The 18,408-nt window shown below is 66.7% G+C and carries 15 protein-coding genes; 11 read left to right on the top strand and 4 right to left on the bottom strand.

Annotation, left to right across the window (positions count from 1 at the left end; translation table 11 throughout):
• Positions 1 to 12: 12 nt before the first annotated feature.
• The 9 genes from EDF57_RS17270 to EDF57_RS17230 all read left to right on the top strand — a co-directional run bounded on the left by EDF57_RS17270 (position 13) and on the right by EDF57_RS17230 (position 9,856).
• On the top strand, positions 13 to 1,536 hold the full coding sequence (locus EDF57_RS17270; RefSeq protein WP_134095157.1) for a bifunctional 3-(3-hydroxy-phenyl)propionate/3-hydroxycinnamic acid hydroxylase: 1,524 nt from the start codon (positions 13 to 15) through the stop codon (positions 1,534 to 1,536).
• A complete protein-coding gene (locus EDF57_RS17265; protein ID WP_134095156.1) occupies positions 1,533 to 1,964 on the top strand; it encodes a heme-binding protein in 432 nt (143 codons plus the stop codon). The genes EDF57_RS17270 and EDF57_RS17265 overlap by 4 nt, the downstream gene beginning before the upstream one ends.
• Entirely contained in the window at positions 1,961 to 2,845 is an 885-nt protein-coding gene (locus EDF57_RS17260) for a VOC family protein (protein WP_134095155.1), read from the top strand. Before EDF57_RS17265 ends, EDF57_RS17260 begins: the two co-directional genes overlap by 4 nt.
• Positions 2,846 to 2,893: 48 nt before the next feature.
• A complete protein-coding gene (locus EDF57_RS17255; protein ID WP_134095154.1) occupies positions 2,894 to 3,727 on the top strand; it encodes a fumarylacetoacetate hydrolase family protein in 834 nt (277 codons plus the stop codon).
• Positions 3,728 to 3,793: 66 nt separating this feature from the next.
• Positions 3,794 to 6,127 (top strand): TonB-dependent receptor, encoded by a 2,334-nt coding sequence (locus EDF57_RS17250; RefSeq protein WP_134095153.1) that lies wholly within the window; start codon positions 3,794 to 3,796, stop codon positions 6,125 to 6,127.
• A 79-nt stretch (positions 6,128 to 6,206) separates the two neighbouring features.
• Positions 6,207 to 7,199: an MBL fold metallo-hydrolase gene (locus EDF57_RS17245; RefSeq protein ID WP_134095152.1), complete on the top strand. Its 993-nt coding sequence runs from the start codon at positions 6,207 to 6,209 to the stop codon at positions 7,197 to 7,199.
• On the top strand, positions 7,196 to 7,654 hold the full coding sequence (locus EDF57_RS17240) for a hypothetical protein (RefSeq protein ID WP_134095151.1): 459 nt from the start codon (positions 7,196 to 7,198) through the stop codon (positions 7,652 to 7,654). Before EDF57_RS17245 ends, EDF57_RS17240 begins: the two co-directional genes overlap by 4 nt.
• Entirely contained in the window at positions 7,651 to 8,520 is an 870-nt protein-coding gene (locus EDF57_RS17235; protein WP_134095150.1) for an alpha/beta hydrolase, read from the top strand. Before EDF57_RS17240 ends, EDF57_RS17235 begins: the two co-directional genes overlap by 4 nt.
• Positions 8,521 to 8,530: 10 nt before the next feature.
• Complete coding sequence (locus EDF57_RS17230; RefSeq protein WP_134095149.1) at positions 8,531 to 9,856, top strand: family 1 glycosylhydrolase; 1,326 nt, start codon at positions 8,531 to 8,533, stop codon at positions 9,854 to 9,856.
• Positions 9,857 to 10,101: 245 nt separating this feature from the next.
• On the opposite strand, the gene EDF57_RS17225 is transcribed toward EDF57_RS17230, so the two are convergent.
• Genes EDF57_RS17225 through EDF57_RS17210 form a run of 4 tightly spaced genes read right to left on the bottom strand, consistent with a single transcriptional unit; the run spans position 10,102 to position 14,733 of the window.
• A complete protein-coding gene (locus EDF57_RS17225) occupies positions 10,102 to 10,878 on the bottom strand; it encodes a DeoR/GlpR family DNA-binding transcription regulator (protein ID WP_134095148.1) in 777 nt (258 codons plus the stop codon).
• Positions 10,851 to 12,155 (bottom strand): MFS transporter, encoded by a 1,305-nt coding sequence (locus EDF57_RS17220; RefSeq protein WP_132261680.1) that lies wholly within the window; start codon positions 12,153 to 12,155, stop codon positions 10,851 to 10,853. The genes EDF57_RS17225 and EDF57_RS17220 overlap by 28 nt, the downstream gene beginning before the upstream one ends.
• A gap of 2 nt (positions 12,156 to 12,157) precedes the next feature.
• Entirely contained in the window at positions 12,158 to 13,306 is a 1,149-nt protein-coding gene (lldD, locus tag EDF57_RS17215) for an FMN-dependent L-lactate dehydrogenase LldD (RefSeq protein ID WP_134095147.1), read from the bottom strand.
• Positions 13,306 to 14,733, bottom strand: coding sequence for a carbohydrate kinase (locus EDF57_RS17210; RefSeq protein ID WP_134095146.1), 1,428 nt, complete (start codon positions 14,731 to 14,733; stop codon positions 13,306 to 13,308). The genes lldD and EDF57_RS17210 overlap by 1 nt, the downstream gene beginning before the upstream one ends.
• Before the next feature lie 125 nt (positions 14,734 to 14,858).
• On the opposite strand from EDF57_RS17210, the gene EDF57_RS17205 reads away from it, so the two are divergent.
• Together EDF57_RS17205 and rhaI are read left to right on the top strand one after the other, a co-directional pair.
• Entirely contained in the window at positions 14,859 to 16,982 is a 2,124-nt protein-coding gene (locus tag EDF57_RS17205) for a bifunctional rhamnulose-1-phosphate aldolase/short-chain dehydrogenase (RefSeq protein ID WP_134095145.1), read from the top strand.
• 64 nt (positions 16,983 to 17,046) lie between these two features.
• A complete protein-coding gene (gene rhaI, locus EDF57_RS17200; RefSeq protein WP_132261687.1) occupies positions 17,047 to 18,339 on the top strand; it encodes an L-rhamnose catabolism isomerase in 1,293 nt (430 codons plus the stop codon).
• Positions 18,340 to 18,408 lie beyond the last annotated feature (69 nt).

The following is an 18,408-nucleotide window of genomic DNA, read 5'->3' as shown; positions in this document are numbered from 1 at the left end:
AGGGCTTACAAGATGTCGTACGACGTGGTTGTCGTAGGCTGCGGCCCTGTGGGCGCGCTGGCTGCGAACCTTCTCGGCCTGAAAGGGCTCAACGTGCTGGTTCTCGAACGGGAACTGGAACACTATCCGCTGCCGCGCGCGGTGCATCTCGATCATGAGATGATGCGCCTGTTCCAGTCGGCCGGGGTGATCGATCGGGTGGAAGGCGACATGATCGCCACCGACGGCCACCTGCATGTCGGCGCCGACCATGGGGTGATCCGCTACATGGGTACCGTGGGCAAGCCGCGCCCGTTTGGTTGGGCCAACGACTACTTCTTCTACCAGCCCGAACTCGAAGCCCACTTGCGCGAAGGCTTTGCAGGCAGGGACAACGTCGAACTCGTGCTCGGCGCGACGTTCCTCGGTCTGACGCAGGGCGAGAGCGGCGTTACCGTCGACTATAGCGAAGATGGCGAAACGCGCAGCGCGCAGGCCCGCTGGGTGATTGCCTGCGACGGCGCCCGCAGTTCGGTCCGCAAGGCGCTGGGCGTCGGACTGGACGATCTCGATTTCGAGGAGCCCTGGCTCGTCGTCGACGCCGAGGTCGAGGGGCCGGTCGCGTTCCCGCCGCTCTCCGGCGTGCCCGAGGGGGCCGACCTCCAGCGCCTCTCGGTGATGATGTGCGATCCCTCGCGCCCCGCCACCGTGGTTCCCGGCCGCCGCGATCACCGCCGGTGGGAGTTCATGCTGCTTCCCGGTGAAGACGATGTCGCAATGTCGGCGCCGGAGAAGGTGGCCGAATTGGTCGGCGCGTGGATGGCCGATGTGCCGCACAAGATCGTGCGCGCCGCGACCTATCGCTTCCACGGCCTCGTCGCGCATCAGTGGCAGGTCGGCAACGTGTTCCTCGCCGGCGATGCCGCGCACCAGACGCCGCCGTTCTTTGGGCAGGGCATGTGCCATGGCCTGCGCGATGTCGCCAATCTGGCGTGGAAGATGGACGCCGTGGCTAACAATGGCGCCGACGCTTCCCTACTCGACAGCTACCAGCCCGAGCGCGACCCGCATGTCCGCGCGGTGATCGGCGCTGCCGTTGCCGCCGGGCGCTACATCTGCGAACTCGATCCCGCCACGGCCGCCGCGCGCGATGCCCGCATCCGCGAGGAAGCGCGGCAGAAGTCCGGCGAGACCGCGCATGACCTGATCCCGGCGATTGCCGAGGGCGTAGTGCTGCCCGGCACGACCGGCGCGGGTGCGCGCTTCGTGCAGCCGGTGCTCACCGATGGCCGCAAGCTCGACGACCTGACCGGCGGCGACTGGCGTCTGTTCGTTCGCGACGATGCGGTGCCGGGACAAGCCGAGGGCGTGACCCGCGTCGCCGCCAGCACCCTGCCGGACAATGGCGCGGTGACCGCATGGCTGGATGACCACGGCGTCGATGCCGTGCTGATCCGCCCCGACCACTACGTCTTCGGAACCGCCAGCCACAGCGCCGAAGACCTGCTTGCCGCCCGCGCGGCCCAGCTTTTCAGCCATCAGGAGCTTGCCGCATGACTCTCACGCTGGCTCAGGCCCAGACCATCGTCACCGCCACGCTTGCCGAAGCGCGCGCGCGGGGTGCCAAGCAGCTCGCGGTGATCGTGCTCGACGCGGGCGCCCACCCGGTTGCCTTCGCGCGCGAGGACGGGGCGAGCCTCTATCGCTTCGACATTGCCAAGGCCAAGGCCGAAGGCGCCGTGGGCATGGATGCGGATACCGCCGTCCTGGCCGAGCGGGCCAAGGGCAACCCGGTGTTCTTTCAAAGCGTCACCGCTGCCGTCGGCGGCCGCATCGCGTTCTCCCCGGGTGGGGTGGTGATCCGCGATGCTGCCGGCATTTTGATCGGCGCCGTCGGCGTCAGCGGTGACACCGGCGAGTGTGATGCCGACTGCGCCCGCGCCGGCATCCGCGCGGCGGGGCTCTCTCAGGAGACAGAAGCATGAAACTGCGCAGCATCGAACTGGCGCTGCCCGACCCGGCCGCCGCCGCCGCGTTCATGACCGAAATCTGGGGCATGGCCGCTGCGGAAGCTGAAGGCGATACGCAGTACCTGCGCGGCTCCGGCCCGTTTCCCTACCTCGTGGCTTTCGAGAAGTCGGAGGACGAATTCGTCCGCTCCACCACGTTCGTCTGCACCGCCGAGGAACTGGAAGCCCTGAAAGCCCGCGTCGCTGCCGCCGGATGGACGGCGAGCCCGACCACCAGCGACGATCTCGGCGGCGGGCAGGGCGTGCTGGTGGAACTGCCCGAAGGCACGATCCTGCGCTTCCTCGTCGATGCCGCCGAAGTCGAACCGATCGCCGGGCGCGATCTGCCGGTAAAGCTCACCCACGTCGTCTTCAACGCCGCCGATGCCGAAGCCTGCGGCGATGCCGTAGAGGACGTGCTGGGCTTCCGCGTGTCGGACCGCACCAAGGGCATGGTCTTCGTGCGCTGCAACGACAGCCACCACTCCACCGCCTTTGCCCGCGCCGGCTTCGCCTCGCTCAACCATGTCGCCTTCGAGATGGAGGACATGGACGCGGTGATGCGCGGTATCGGCCGCTTGCGCGATCATGCGCTGGTGCCCGCCTGGGGCCCCGGTCGCCACGGCCCCGGCGCCAATGTCTACGCCTACTTCATCGCCCCGTTCGGCCCGGTGATCGAATTCTCGACCGCCGTGGAGAAAGTGCCGGAGGACTACAAGGTCGGCGCGCCGGACGACTGGACCTGGCCCGCGGGTCGCATCGACCAGTGGGGCGTGTCCGACAAGGATTTCGATGGCCTTCGCCGCGCCGAGGAACGCTTCCGCTTCCGCCGCGACTGGGAAGCCGCACCGCTCTGACCATTTGACCGCTCCCGCTGAAATCGCGGGGGGCAGGGGAGACTACGCATGAACCGTTACATCAGCTTCGAACGTCCCGATGGCAGCAAGAGCTTCGGCCGCCTCGAAGGGGACAAGGTGATCGATCTCGGCGCATCCGGCGTGGACGCATGGTTGAAGGACGTGCTGGCAGGCGACCTTGCCGCGCTGCCCGCGACGGGCGCGTTCGCCGCGGATGCCGTGACCCTGCTGCCGGTCGTGCCGAACCCCGAAAAGATCCTCTGCGTCGGCCTCAACTACGCCAGCCACGTGGCCGAAACCGGCCGCGAGCAGAAGGAACACCCGGCGATCTTCACCCGCTGGGCCGACAGCCTGATCGCCGATGGCGAGCCCATGGTCCGCCCGCCCGAAAGCGAACGCTTCGACTACGAGGGCGAACTGGCCGTAGTGATCGGCAAGGGCGGCCGCCGCATCGCGCCCGAGAACGCATGGGAGCACGTTGCCGGTTTCGCGCCGTTCAACGATGGCTCGATCCGTGATTGGCAGCGGCACAACATCCAGTTCACGCCGGGCAAGACCTGGCCCGGCACCGGCGGCTTCGGCCCTTCGATGGTGGCCGCTTCGGACGTGGAAGACCTCGCCTCGCAGCGCGTGCAGACCCGCGTGAACGGCGAACTGGTGCAGGACCAGCCGGTGTCCGACATGATCTGGGATATCCCCACGGTCATCGCCTATTGCTCGACTTTCACCGACCTCAAGCCCGGCGATGTGATCGCCACCGGCACCCCGGGCGGCGTCGGCGACAAGCGCAAGCCTCCGCTCTACCTCAAGGCCGGCGACACGGTCGAAGTGTCCGTGGGCGTGATCGGCACCCTTTCCAACCCCGTCATCAACGAGACCTGACGGGTCGCATCCATAAAATCGGCCATAAAAACCGGCTATAAACAATCAGTTTGGGGAGAGACCAATATGAACACCATCAGCAAGTTCAGCCTGCTTTCCGGCATCGCCCTGGGCGCCGTCAGCGTTTCCGCCCAGGCCCAGGAGGCCCCTCAGGCCGCCGCGCCTCAGGCAGCCGAGGCCCCGCAGGTTTCCGGCACCGACATCATCGTCACCGCCTCCCGCCGCGCCGAGCGTCTTCAGGACGTGCCGATCGCGGTCTCCGCCATCTCCGGCGCCCAGCTCACCGAGAGCGGTTTCCAGAAGCTGACCGATATCCAGTACCAGTTCTCCGGCGTGCAGTTCGGATCCTCGCCCAACGATTCCGGCTTCCGCCTGCGCGGCGTAGGCTCGGCCGGCGGCTTCTCCAGCTCGTCCGAGCAGAACGTCGGCACCGTGGTCGACAACGTCGTCATTCCCTTCGGCAACCCGATCAACAGCCTTGGCGACCTGGAGCGCGTCGAAGTGCTGAAGGGGCCGCAAGGCACCCAGTTCGGCAAGAACGCCTCGTCCGGCGTCATCAACATCACGACCAAGAAGCCCGATCCCTCGCATTTCTTCGGCAAGGCCTTCCTGAGCTATGCCCAGCTGAACGAAGTCAACGCCAATGCCAGCGCCAACGTGCCGGTCTCCCAGAATTCGGCGCTTGCCGTGTTCGGCTTCTACCGCCGCAACGACGGCTTCCTCAAGAACGTCTACCGGGACGAGACCTGGGGCGGCGAGGAAAGCTACGGCGGCCGCGCCAAGTTCCTCTATGAGCCCACGGACGATTTCTCGATCTACCTGATCGGCGACTATTCGAAGATCAGCCGCAAGGGCCCCGGCCAGCTCTGGACGCTTAATCGCCTGCCCAGCTTCGCCAATCCGCTCATGGCCGCGCGCTTCGGTAACCTCACCGCGCTCGGCGTGACGGCAGGCTTCGACAACACCAAGTCGGTGGAGGACTACGCCGGGTACAGCTCGGAGCAGAACTTCGGCGGGTCGATGGAGATCAACTACGCGCTCGGCGATTACAACCTGACCTCGATCACCGCCTATCGCCGCCTCGACGAAGGCCCGCAGGTCTTCTCGATCGACGGTTCGAGCGTTCCCGTCTTCACCGCGCAGCAGACCGGCACGGACCAGTCGTTCCTCTCGCAGGAACTGCGCATCAGTTCGCCGAGCGGCAGCCAACTCGAATTCACCTCGGGCGTCTATGCCTCGCGGCGCAAGGTGGGCGACGACAACGACTTCAACCGTGCCCAGCTTCGTCCCGCCAACCCTTTCCAGAGCTTCATCGTCAACATCTCCGGCGGGCAGGGCAACACCCAGACGCGCTCGGATTCGCTGGCCGGCTTCTTCGACGGCAAATTCCACGTGTCCGACCAGTTCAGCCTGATCGGCGGTCTGCGCTATCAGTACGACTGGGTGAAGGCGTCCTACTTCTCTATCATCGATCCCAACTTCGCGCCGGCTACGCCTGCCGCCGACGGTTCAGGCTTCGTGACGCCCTACACGCCCACCTCGCTCCAGACCGGCAGCACCAAGAAGGGTTCGTGGTCGGGCCGTGGCGGTGCCGAGTTCAAGATCACGCCCGATGTCATGCTGTTCGGCACCATCGCGCGTGGTTACCTCGGCCCGACGGTGACCTTCACCGGCCTGACCGGCACGCGCACCAACGTGAAACCGCAGACCGTCCGCGACATTACCGTGGGCATCAAGTCGCAGCTGTTCGACAAGGCCGTGACCTTCAACGCCAACCTGTTCTACGACAAGTACAAGAACCTCCAGACCTCTGTGTTCAACGGCGTGGAATTCGTTACCGAGAACGCCGGTGGCTTCACCGCCAAGGGCTTCGAGATCGACGCGTCCTGGCGCGTCACCCCGGTGCTCTCGTTCAGCGGCGGGTTCACGTATTCGGACACCAAGTTCACCGACTACGTGACCGCCTGCCCCGAGGACGTGAAGGCCGGATATTCCTGCTTCCTGGCAGCCGACGGCGTCACCAGCCTGGTCCAGGCCAAGGGCGAGCCGCTGTCGGGCGCGCCGAAGTACAGCGCCACGCTGGGCGCGGACGTGAAGCTGCCGATCAACGACAGCCTCCAGTTCGATACCTCGGCCAATATCTACTACCGCAGCCGCGTGCAGTACGCGGTGGCCAATGCCTATGCCTATCAGGACGGCTACGGCACGATCGGCCTGAGCATGGGGATCGGCCATCCGGACGGCAACTGGCGGGTCGGCGCCTTCGTGCGCAACCTGCTCGACCAACGCTTCCACGCCTCGGTCATCCACCTGCCGTTCGCGGACTCGGGGGCTTACGTGAACTGGCTCACCCGCGAAGGCCGTCGCACGATCGGCGTCCAGGCCGAAACGAAGTTCTGATCGTATCCGGCCGGGGTCCGCAAGGCCCCGGCCCAATTCATCGAGGCGCCCTCAAGAGGCGGCCAACAGAGGGGTGATGATGCAGGTTCAACGTGCAATGACGTCGCTGGCGCTTACGGTAGCGGCGATGTCCGCCGTTCCCGCGCTGGCGGCCACGACCTGCCCGGCGCTGCGCTGGACGACGCTGGGAACGGCCGGCGGCCCGGTGCCTACGGCCGAGCGCTCGGAGCCGGCCAATCTCCTAACCATCGGTGAACACCGGATGCTCGTCGACACGGGCGACGGCACGGTGGACCAGCTCGCCCGGATCGGGCTCGACCTTGGCGCCATCGACACGGTATTCATCAGCCACAATCATCTCGACCATACCGGCGGCCTCGCCGCCGTGATCGGCCTGCGCTGGATGAACCAGTTTCCCGGCGTCCTGACCGTCTACGGCCCGGTGGGTACGCGGGCCGTGGTGGAAGGCATCGTCGCCTCCCTGGCGACACCGGGCAGCATCGGCTTCGGTCTCGGCACGCCGCCGCCGCGCCCGGCGGACTCGGTACGCGTGATCGAACTGGCGGGTGGTCAGGCACTCGACCTCGGGCAGGGCGTGAGCGTGAAGACCGCCGCCAACAGTCACTTCGACCATGACGGCAAGCCGGATGCGGCCAACGTCTCGCTCAGCTACCGTTTCGCGCTGGGCACCCGCAGCATTACCTACACCGGCGACACCGGCCCAAGCGCTGCCGTTACTGCGCTGGCCAAGGGCAGCGACATGTTCGTGACCGAGATCATCGCCCTCGACGCTCTGCTTGGTGAAATCCGCCAGCGCCGCAAGGACGCCTCGCGCGAGATGCTGGCCGGCATGGAGCGCCACCTTTCCACCCATCACCTCAAGCCTGAAGCCATCGGCGAGATCGCCGCCGACGCAAGGGTGGGCAGGGTGGTGCTGACTCACTTCGCGGTCCCGCCGGGGCCATTGCCGCAGTTCGAACCCGCCATCCGCTCCGGAATCGCCGCGCGCTATGCCGGGCCGGTCGATCTCGCGCGCGATCTCCAGAGCTTCGATCTCGGATGCCGGCCATGAACATCGCCGCCCGGCTGCGGCGTGAGCAGGTGACCAGCGGCGCGATCAATCTGGTGCTGAGCGCGGCGTTCTTCTTCGGCGTTTTCGGCTTTGCGAACCGCCCGCTGCATTTCGCTGCGCCCAACAGTTTCGCGCTGGATTTCCTGCCGCAGGCCGCGGCCATCGCCCTGATGTCCTCGTTGGTGCCGCTGCTGGTGGTTTCGGCCAGTCTTCGCAAGACCGGAGTGCGCACAGGTAGCCGCGGCTTCATCGCGCGGACCGTTCTCACCGTCGTGCTGGCGGGCCTGGCGAGCGCTGCGGTTCTCGCCGCGATCGGTCTTTTCGGGCCATGGCGCGAGATCGGCTGGTCAGTCGCGCTCGTGCTCAAGCTGGTCTATGGAACCGGGCTGGGCGTGGCCGGAACGACTTACGCGCTGACCCGCCTGTTCGCGCATCGAGGGAGTGAAGTGGCATGACCGCTCGTGAAACGGGACGCGCCATCGCTGCGATGGGTACGAAGCTCGGTCCCGATGTCGTCGCGGCGTGCCGGGGTCTGTTCCAGGCCGAGCAGCAGGTGCTCGCCGCCGAGATCGCGCCGGTCGCGCTCGACTGCGCCTATGGTCCCGATCCCCGCAACCGCCTCGACCTCTATGGCCAGGGAGGCGATCCTCGTCCGGTGGTGCTGTTCGTTCATGGCGGGGGCTTCCTCGTTGGCGACAAAGGTGGACAAGCGGGCGGCGGCGAAAGCGGTTGGACCAATGCCCATGTCGGGCGCTGGGCGGCCGCGAACGGGCTGATCGGCGCGGTGATGAACTACCGCCTCGCGCCTGCGCACATGTGGCCTTCGGGCGCGGAGGACGTGAGCCTCGCGGTCGAGTGGCTGCGCGCGAACGTGGCCGGGCATGGCGGCGATCCGGACCGGATCTTCCTGCTTGGCACGTCGGCGGGCGCGGTCCATGTCTCGGCCTTTCTGAAAGCGAGCGAGGATCACGGCAAGCTGGTGCGCGGGGCCGCGCTGCTTTCGGGGCTTTATGGGTTCACACCGCTGGATGAGCGCGACATGCTCTATTACGGCCCGCAGGATTGCTACGACTTGCGCATGCCGATGGGCGCGGTGATGGCGACCAGCCTGCCGCTCATGGTCGCCTGCGCCGAGTTCGACCCGCCGCGCTTCCAGGCCGAATGGGCCAGCCTCCTGCAAGCCCGCCTCGGCCGCCACGGCCATCTGCCGCGCGCGCACTACGCCTCCGGGCACAACCACTATTCGATGGCCATGCATCTCGGCACGTCCGACCGCCGGCTGTCCGACGAACTGCTTTCCTTCTTCGCCGACCATTCCTGAGGGGCATCCGATGACCAAGATTGCGAATCTCGACCGCCGAAGCCTGCTCGCCGCTGGAGCACTTGCCGCCGCCGCGCCGGTCATGGCACGCGCCGCCACGAAGCGTCCAGACCCGGCCTTCCCCAAGGGCTTCCTCTGGGGCGCGGCCACCGCGCCGCACCAGATCGAAGGCAACAATTTGGCGTCCGACCTCTGGTTCGTCGAAAACCAGAAGCCGACCATCTTCGCGGAGCCTTCGGGCGACGCCGTGAACAGCCTGGAACTTTGGGCGACCGATCTGGATATCGTGAAGTCGCTGGGCCTCACCTCCTACCGCTTCGGCGTGGAATGGGCGCGAATCGAACCGGAGAAGGGCCTGTTCTCGCAGGCCATGCTCGATCACTACAAGCGGATCGTCGAAGGCTGCCACGCCCGCGGCCTGGCCCCGCTGGTGACTTTCAACCACTTCACCGCGCCGCGCTGGTTCAGCGCGCAGGGCGGCTGGAGCAATCCGGAATCCGCCCAGCTCTTCGGCCGCTACTGCGACAAGGTGGCTCGCGCGATCGGTGCCGACATCGCCATGGCCATGACGCTGAACGAGCCGAACATCCTGCTCATCCTCAAGAACATCCTGCCCCCGCCCGTATGGGACATGCAGCGCCAGACTCTGGAGGCCGCCACCAAGCGGCTCGGCGTCGAGCGTTTCCTCTGCGCCAATGTCGCCGGGCGCGAGGACGTGGATGTCATCGTCCGGGGCCAGATGGCCGGGCACAAGGCCGCCCGCGCCGCGATCAAGGCCGTGCGGGGCGATCTGCCGGTGGGCTTCACGCTCTCGGTGCTGGACGACCAGGCTTCCGGCAAGAACTCGATGCGCGACAAGGTCCGCGCCGAGCTTTACGGCGACTGGCTGGAGATCGCCAAGGGCGACGACTTCATCGGCGTGCAGAACTACGAACGCGCGGTCTGGAACGACAAGGGCCGCCTGCCCGCGCCGGATAGCGCCGACCGCAACTGGTCCGGCACCGAAGTCTGGGCGCCTTCGCTGGCGGGCGCGGTGCGCTATGTCCACGCCGCGACCAAGGTCCCGGTGCTGGTCTCCGAACACGGCGTCGGCACCGAGGACGATACGCTGCGCGCGCGCTTCATTCCGGCGGCGCTCGAGGGGCTGAAGCAGGCGATGGACGACGGCGTGCCGGTGCTTGGCTACATGCACTGGTCGCTGCTGGACAATTACGAGTGGATCTTCGGCTACAAGCCGCGCTTCGGCCTGTGCAGCGTGGATCGCACCACGTTCGCCCGCACGCCCAAGCCGAGCGCTGCGGTGCTGGGCGGGATTGCGAAGCGGAATTCACTTTGAACGCCTGCACTTCGTAATTGGGAGCGCAGCGAAGCAATCCAGGGCGGCTCGGCGCGGCTCTGGATTGCCGCGTCGGCTTCGCCTCCTCGCAATGACGAGGAACATGGCATGCTGCCTCATCGGGCTGGCGTGCCATTTCCGTCAGGAGACCATCGAACGCGGCGCCGCCCGCAACGGTAAGCCGCGCACACCAAGCCCGCCAAATTCTGAGGTCCTGGGGGATCATCCCCCAGGTCTTCCTGCCCTCAGGCTATAATCAACTTCACCCCGAGTTCCCGCAGCCGATCCGCCATGTCCTGCGGAATACCTTCATCGGTGACGATGGTATCCACTTCGTCCAACCCGCAGACGATCGCGCCCGACGAGGAGCGGAACTTCGAGCTGTCGACGAGGAGCACGACTTCCTCCGCACGGTCCATGAACCGGCGCTCGGCGGCGACCAGGATCACGTCCTGCTGCATCACCCCCTGCGGGCCTACCGCTGCCGCGCCCATGAACAGTTTGGGCGCGTGGAAGCGCGGCATCGAGTCTTCGCCCGCCGGGGCCAGGACGATGTTCTGCTCGCGAAACACCGTGCCCGAGGGCAGCAGCACGCGCGTTCCCGTCTGGGGAAGCAGGGCGTGGACGATGTGCAGAGAGTTGGTGAGCACCTGCATGTCCAGCCCGTCGAGATAGGGGCACATCTGGAGCGTGGTGGTGCCCCCGTCGATCATGATCCCTTCGCTCGGCCGGCAGAGCCTGGCCGCGGCGCGACCGATGGCCTGCTTGGCGGGCAGGTGCTGGGTGATGGACTGCTCGAAAGGCGTGCCCGCCAGACCCAGGGGGTTTTCCGGCTTGTCGTCTTCCGGCAGCTTGGCGCCGCCATGGACGCGCTGGATGCGGCCGGATTCCTCCAGCCGCGTCAGGTCGCGCCGGATCGTTGCGGGCGAGGCGTCGAGCTGGGCTTCGAGAGCGCGATAGCTCACGAAGCCCGTGTCGGCGACGGCCTCCAGTATCAGGCGTTCGCGTTCCTCGGCGTGCATGCGACTTGTGCTTCCTTCTGGGGAGCCAGGCCGGGATTGGCCTGTTCCGCTTCGAGCTGTTCCAGCGACTTGCCTTCGTTGCGGGGCGCCCAGAGTGCGCCGATGATCCCGCTGATGACAAGGAAGCCGGTAAGAATCCAGGCCAGGTTCGTAAAGCCCGTGGCATTGAGCATGGGCACGAAGAAGCTGAACACGCCCAGCGAGATACGCACGATGGCGAAGCAGACGCCCTGCGCGGTGGAGCGCAGCATCGTCGGGAACATCTCCGAGCTCCAGAGCTGGAAGAAGCTCTGCGCGCCGAAACCGCCGCCGAACTGGAGCAGGAACACATAGAGCAGGGCGACCGGGATCGTCAGCGGCAGGATGGCCAGGAGCATCATGCCCGCGATCTGGATCACGGCCGAGATGATGAACAGCGTGCGCTGGTTCACCTTGTCCGACAGGCGCATGAACACGAACGTGACCGAGATCATGGCGACGAAGAACGAGACCGCCTGGATGGCGACGCTCTGCGCCTGGGTGGCCGCGCCCATGGTGCGCAGGATGTAGGGGAAGAAGAAGCCGTTGGTGCCGGCCCAGAGGTTCCAGAACCCGTACATGCCCACGAGGCCGAGGATCGAGGTGAGATACTTGCCCTTGAACAGCGAGGAGAAGGGCGGGCGCTTCACGTCCGATTTCTGCGCCTCCACCCAGCGCTCCGATTCCTTCATCTTCGAGCGCAGCAGGGTGAGGCCCAGCGCGATCACCACGAGATGGGCGAAGACGATCCGCGCGCCCAGCACGCCGAGCGAGGTGAGCGCCAGGCTCATCAGCAGGACCACGACCGGGCCGAGATACCACAGCGCCTGCGCCACGCCGGAATGCTTGCCGCGCTTGTTGTCCGGCGCCTGCTCCGCGATCAGCGACCAGCTGGCGGGAATGTCCGCGCCCACGGCCAGGCCGACGATCAGGAAGCCGACGACGATCATCCACGGCGCCACCGCGAAGACCAGCATCGACATGCCGAGCGCGTAGATCAGCATGTCCCACTGGTAGATCTTCTTGCGGCCCAGCTTGTCGCAGAGCCAGCCCCCGATCAGCGCGCCCACGCCCGCGCCGATGGCGTTGGGGCCGAAGGCGGCGATCAGGCCGACGAAGTCGTTGGAGAGGTGATAGCTCTCCTGCCACAGCGCGAGCGCGGCGGAGCCGGCGACGATCGAGCCGGCGTCGATATAGTTGGCAAGGCCGGCGAGTATGGTGTTGCGCCAGTTGTCCTCTTGCTCTGCGGTTTCCGTCATTGTCAGGTCCCTCCCGTCAGGATCGTTCTGTCGATCTCTGCGATTTTCGTCGTGCCGGTGAGCGCCATGGCGACGCGCATCTCGGCTTCGATCAATTTGAGCATCTTGGTGACGCCGGCTTCGCCCCCCGCGGCGAGCGCCCAGGCCCAGGCCCGGCCGAGCAGCACGCCCTTGGCGCCGAGCGCGAGCATGCGCACCACGTCGAGGCCGGAGCGGATGCCGCCGTCGGCCAGCACGGTCATGCGGTCTCCCACGGCGTCGGCGATGGGCGGCAGGGCGCGGGCGCTGGACAGCACGCCGTCGAGCTGGCGGCCGCCGTGGTTGGACACGACCAGGCCGTCCGCGCCGAGCGCGGCGGTTTCCTTCGCGTCCTCAGGGTCGAGAATGCCCTTGATGACCAGCGGCCCCTTCCATTCCGAGCGGATGAAATCGAGATCGCGCCAGTTGATCGAGGGGTCGAAGTTGTTCCGCATCCAGGCGAAGAAGTCCTCGATGCCGGTCCGTCCCTGAAGCACCGGGGCGACATTGCCGAGCGTGTGCGGGCGGCCGTGGATGCCGACGTCCCAGGCCCATGCGGGCCGCGCGGCCGCCTGCGCGAAGCGCCAGGCCGCGCCTTTCAGGCCGCCGGTTCCGGCAAGGCCGGTGTGATAGTCGCGGTAGCGGCTGCCCGGCACCGGCATGTCGACGGTGAAGACCAGGGTGGAACAGCCCGCCTCAACTGCTTTCGCCAGCAGGTCCTTCATGAAGGCGCGGTCGCGGATCATGTAGAGCTGGAACCAGAAGGGCTTGGCCGCCGCCGATGCCACTTCGCCGATGGTGCAGGCGCCCACGGTGGAAAGCGTGAAGGGAATGCCCGCCTTATCCGCCGCGCACACCGCCTGGCACTCGCCGCGCCGGGCGTTGAGGCCGGCAAGGCCGATCGGCGCGAGCGCGACCGGCAGGGCCAGCTTCTGGCCGAACAGCTCGGTCGAGAGGTCGAGCTGCGACACGTCGCGCAGCACCCGCTGGCGCAGGGCGAGGTCGGCGAGGTCGGAGACGTTCCGCCGCAAGGTGGCTTCGGCATAGGAGCCGCCGTCGATATATTCGAACAGGAAGCGCGGCAGGCGGCGGCGGGCGGCCTCGCGGAAATCGGGGATCGAGGCGGTGATCATCAGGCAAGCTCTCGCATATGCGCGCGCCATTTCGCGCGGTAGGCGGCAAGATCGCCTTCGAGCGGTGCGACCCGGCGCAGGCCGCCTTGCGCCTGCAGCAGCGGATTGATGAGCCGCAGCGCGCCGAACGACACGTCGTTATGAGCGTTGGCCACATAGACTTCGGTGTCGGGGCGCAGTGCCGCCAGCGCGCGCACGAAGACTTCGGCATCGGCGAAGCGGCCCTCGATCAGCAGCCGCTCCTTCGAGCCGATCAGGTCGAGTGAAGTATCCGCCACCATCGCGGCATAGAGGCAGATCGCGGCGCGGCGGGCGTACCAGGTTCCCGCCCATTCCTCGGGCTTGTCGACCCATTCGGCGGCGCCGTGAGGGAAGGGGCCGAAGCCCGGCGCCAGAGTGGGCATCATCATCGTGCCGCGCGCGAGCAGGCCGGGCACGGCTTCCATGAGCCGGGGCTGGTCGGGGCGGATGTCGACGCGGCGGGTGTCGATCTGGATGATCGATTCGATCTCGCGCCCGCCCATGAAGCGCGCGGAAGGTACCGGCCAGCCATAGGCATCGACATTGACCAGGGTGTCGCGCGCCTCGGGCAGCGCGGCGATCGAGAACGTCTCGGCAGCGAGGCGCATGGCGATGAACCAGGTGCCGGTGGAGAGGATCGTCGCTTCCTGCCGTGCAATCTCGGCGAAACCGCGGGCGGCGAGCAGGGCGGCGTTCGAATCGTGGAGGCCCGCGAGCACTTGCGCCGTGGCGGGCAGGCCGGTTTCGGCGGCGATATCCGCGCGGAGAGTGCCCACTACGTCGCTCGCCTTGACGACCGGCGCGAAGCGCTCGGCCCAGCCGAACCGTTCGGACATGGGCGAGAACCGGGCATCGGCGGGGCACCAGAGGTCGGTGTGGCAGCCCAGGCTGGTCACTTCGCTGGCGGTGCGGCCGGTGAGGAACCAGGCCCAGTACTGCGCCCAGGGCACCAGCGTGGCGCGGGCCATTTCCTCGGGGAACCGGCGCGACATCCAGTAGACCTGTGTGCCCAGATTGAGGCCGTCCGGCAGGGCGGGCGAGCCGGTGAGAGTGAACGCGTCACGCTCGCGGCGGTAGTCCGCCATCACGTCTTCGGGAATGGCCTGTTCGTAGTCGAGCGGGGGGAACAGCAGGCCCCCATTACCATCGGCGCCGTCCAGCGCCGCGAAGCCTGCGCCGTGCGCCACGGGAATGATCGCTTCCACCGGATGGCCCGACCAGCCGCGGAGCGTGGCGCGCAGCCATTGGCCGATACCCTCGACATCGAGAACGCGCAGACCGTCCTGCTCGCAGGCGGCGTTGGGGCGCACCTGACGGTCGAGCATGCGGCCGCCCCGTGTCCACAGCGTCAGCTTGCTGAGGGTCTTGCCGATATCGACGACGATGAATGTACCCGTACCCGTCATGGCTCTCCAACCATCCTCAATCCCGAATGCGTTCTGACCAATTATGATTGACTTTGGTGATCGAACGTGATCGTTTTGTAGCGAAACAGATTGCTCATGCAAGCACGAATTGGTAGAGGATGACTATGGATACCATGACCGCTTCCCGCCCGGCTGCGATGCCGCCCGCGATACCTTTTGCCGTTCCGACCAGCCGCTGGGACGACTCGGTGGCGGCGACGCTTTCGCCCGAGCAATTGCTGCTCTACCGCTCCAACCTGCTCGGTTCCGACCTTACCGTCACCAACTTCGGCGGCGGCAATACTTCGGCCAAGCTGACCGAAATCGACCCGCTGACCGGCGGCGAGGTGGAAGTGCTGTGGGTCAAGGGTTCGGGCGGCGACATCGGTTCGATGAAGCTCGATGGTTTCGCCACGCTCTACCAGGAAAAGCTGCTCGGCCTCGAAGCGCATTACGCCGGGCCTGAAGACGACGACAAGATGGTCGGCTACCTGCCGCACTGCACGTTCAACCTCAACGGCCGCGCCGCCTCGATCGACACGCCGCTGCACTCGCTTCTGCCTTTCGCGCATGTCGATCACGTCCACCCGGATGCGATCATCGCGCTGGCCGCCAGCTCGGGCGGCGAAGCGGCGACTCAGGCGATCTGGGGCGGCAAGATCGGCTGGCTCGGCTGGAAGCGTCCGGGCTACACGCTGGGCGTGCAGCTTCGTGACTACGTGGCCGCCAATCCGGGCGTGGAGGGTGTCATGCTCGCGGGCCACGGCATCATCTGCTGGGCCGACAGCGCCAAGTCCTGTTACGAGCACACCGTCGAACTGATCGCCGATGCCGCGAAGTACCTCAATGCCAAGCTCGGCGAAAAGCCGGCCTTCGGCGGCGGCGCCTACGGCACTTCCGAAGACCGCGCCGCCATTGCCGCCGATCTCATGCCGCGCCTGCGCGGATTGATGACCGGCGCACGCCGCAAGGTCGGCCATTTCTCGGATGATGCCGAGGCGCTGGAATTCGTGAACTCGGTGGAGTTCGAACGTCTCGCCGGGCTGGGTACTTCGTGCCCCGATCACTTCCTGCGCACCAAGATCGCTCCCCTGACGCTCGACCCTTCGCGTCTTCAGGACCAGGACTATCTGGCTCAGAAGATTGCCGATTATCGCGACATGTATGCGGCTTATTACGAGCGCTGCAAGCGTGGGAACTCGCCTGCGATGCGCGATGCCAACCCGGTGGTCGTGCTGGTGCCGGGCGTGGGCCGCATGACTTTCGCCACGGACAAGACCACCGCCCGCCTCGCCGGGGAATTCTACGGCAACGCCATCAACGTGATGCGCGGCGCCGAAGCCATCGGCGATTATATCGCGCTGGACGAGCAGGAAGCGTTCGACATCGAATACTGGCTGCTTGAGGAAGCCAAGCTGCAGCGCATGCCCGCGCCGAAGCCGCTGGTCGGCCGCGTGGCGCTCGTCACCGGCGGTGCGGGCGGCATCGGTGCCGCTACGGCGGCGCGCCTGATGGCGGACGGCGCCTGCGTGCTGCTGGCCGACCGTGACGCCGATGCCGTCGAGGAAGTACGCGCCGGTTTCGCGAAGCAGTTCGGCAAGGACGTGGTCCGCGCCGCCGTCTGTGACGTGACCGACGAAGCGCAAGTCTCCGACGCCTTTGCCGTCGCCGCGCGCGAATTCGGCGGGCTCGACATCCTCGTCGCCAATGCCGGCATCGCTTCCTCGGCCCCGATCGAGGAAACCACGATCGAATTGTGGAACCGCAACTATGACGTGCTGGCGCAGGGCTACTTCCTCACCAGCCGCGCCGCCTGGCCGCTGCTGAAGGGCATGAAGGAGCAGGGCGGTACCTCGGTCGTCTTCATCGGATCGAAGAACGGCGTGGCGGCAGCCACCAATGCCTCGGCCTATGCCTCGGCCAAGGCGGCGGCGAACCACCTTGCGCGCTGCCTGGCGCTGGAAGGCGCGCCGCATGGCATCCGCGTCAACGTCGTCAACCCCGATGCCGTCATCAAGGGCAGCAAGATCTGGGACGGCGACTGGCGCAAGGAACGCGCGGGCGCTCACGGCATCGACACCGGCAAGGAGCTGGAAGAGCACTACCGCAACCGCTCGATGCTGAAGCGCGACGTGCTGCCTTCGGACATTGCCGAGGCCGTCTATTTCCTCGCGGGCGACCAGTCGGCGAAATCGACCGGCAACATGATCAATGTCGATGCGGGTAACGCGCAGGCGTTCACGCGCTAAGAGATATGTATCGGGGGAAGGCGCGAACCGGCGCGTTCCCCCGCACGGGCTAGAGGATAGAAGAATGAGCAGACTGCCGATTTCGGATGAACTGATCGCCGAAGCCAATGCCCGCGCGGCGGACGCGCTGGAGGACGAATATGCCTCGCTCGGCCGCAAGCTGGAGCGTTCGGGCATCGCCATCGACGCGATCAAGGACAAGGTCGCCGCCTTCTCGGTCGCGGTCCCCTCGTGGGGCGCGGGCCGGGGCGGTACTCGCTTCGCCAAGTTCCCCATCGCGGGCGAACCGACCAATATCCATGAGAAGCTGGAAGACTGCGCCGTCATCAACCAGCTTTCGCGCCTCACCCCGCGCGTCTCGCCGCACTTCCCCTGGGACAAGGTGAGCGATTACAAGGCGCTGCGCGAAGAAGCGGCCAGCCTTGGCCTCGGCTTCGACGCGGTAAACTCCAACACCTTCCAGGACCAGAAAGACCAGGCCCACTCTTACGCCACCGGATCGCTCTCCTCGACGATCGAGGCGACCCGCCAGCAGGCCGTCGAGCACAATATCGAATGCATCGAGATCGGCCGTCAGCTCGGCTCCACTGACCTGACCGTGTGGGTGGGTGACGGCACCAACTTCCCCGGCCAGCAGGACCTTGGCCGCAGCCTCGACCGCTATCTGGACGCCGCCGCTGAGGTCTATGCCGCGCTGCCGGACGACTGGCGCATGCTGCTCGAGCACAAGATGTTCGAACCGGCGTTCTACTCCACCGTCATCAGCGACTGGGGTTCGTCGATCCTCGCCGCGCAGGAACTGGGCCCCAAGGCCAAGTGCCTCGTCGACCTGGGCCATCACGCGCCCAACGTGAACATCGAGCAGATCGTGGCCCGCCTCCACCGCTTCGGCAAGCTGGGCGGCTTCCACTTCAACGACAGCAAGTACGGCGACGACGACCTCGATTCCGGCTCGATCAACCCGCACCAGCTGTTCCTGGTGTTCAACGAACTGGTCGAGGCCGAACTGGCCCCGCGTGACGGTTTCAAGCCCAGCTACATGATCGACCAGTCGCACAACGTGACCGACCCGATCGAATCCATGCTGTCCTCCGCCGAAGCCATCGGTTCGTGCTACGCCAAGGCTCTGCTCGTGGACCGCGAGGCGCTGCATCTCTCGCAGGAAGCCAACGACACGATGATGGCCTTCCAGGCGCTGCGTCGGGCCTACAATGTCGATGTCAGCCCGATCCTGGCCAAGGCGCGCGTGGAGGCGGGCGGTGCGGCGGATGTGCTGGGCGCCTACCGCGAAAGCCGCTGGCGCGACCGCAAGGCGCAGGAACGCAAGGCCGTGGGCCTGGGCGCCGGGATCGTCTGAGACTTCACACTACCTGAAAATACCGCCGGGACAGGGGCAGCAAGCCTCCCCGGAAACCTCTCCTCGCCG

This window comes from Novosphingobium sp. PhB55 (assembly GCF_004368805.1).
In the GTDB taxonomy this organism is placed as follows: Bacteria; Pseudomonadota; Alphaproteobacteria; order Sphingomonadales; family Sphingomonadaceae; genus Novosphingobium.
Note: the sequence above shows the minus strand (reverse complement) of the source record. Positions and strands in the feature narration are given on the sequence as shown.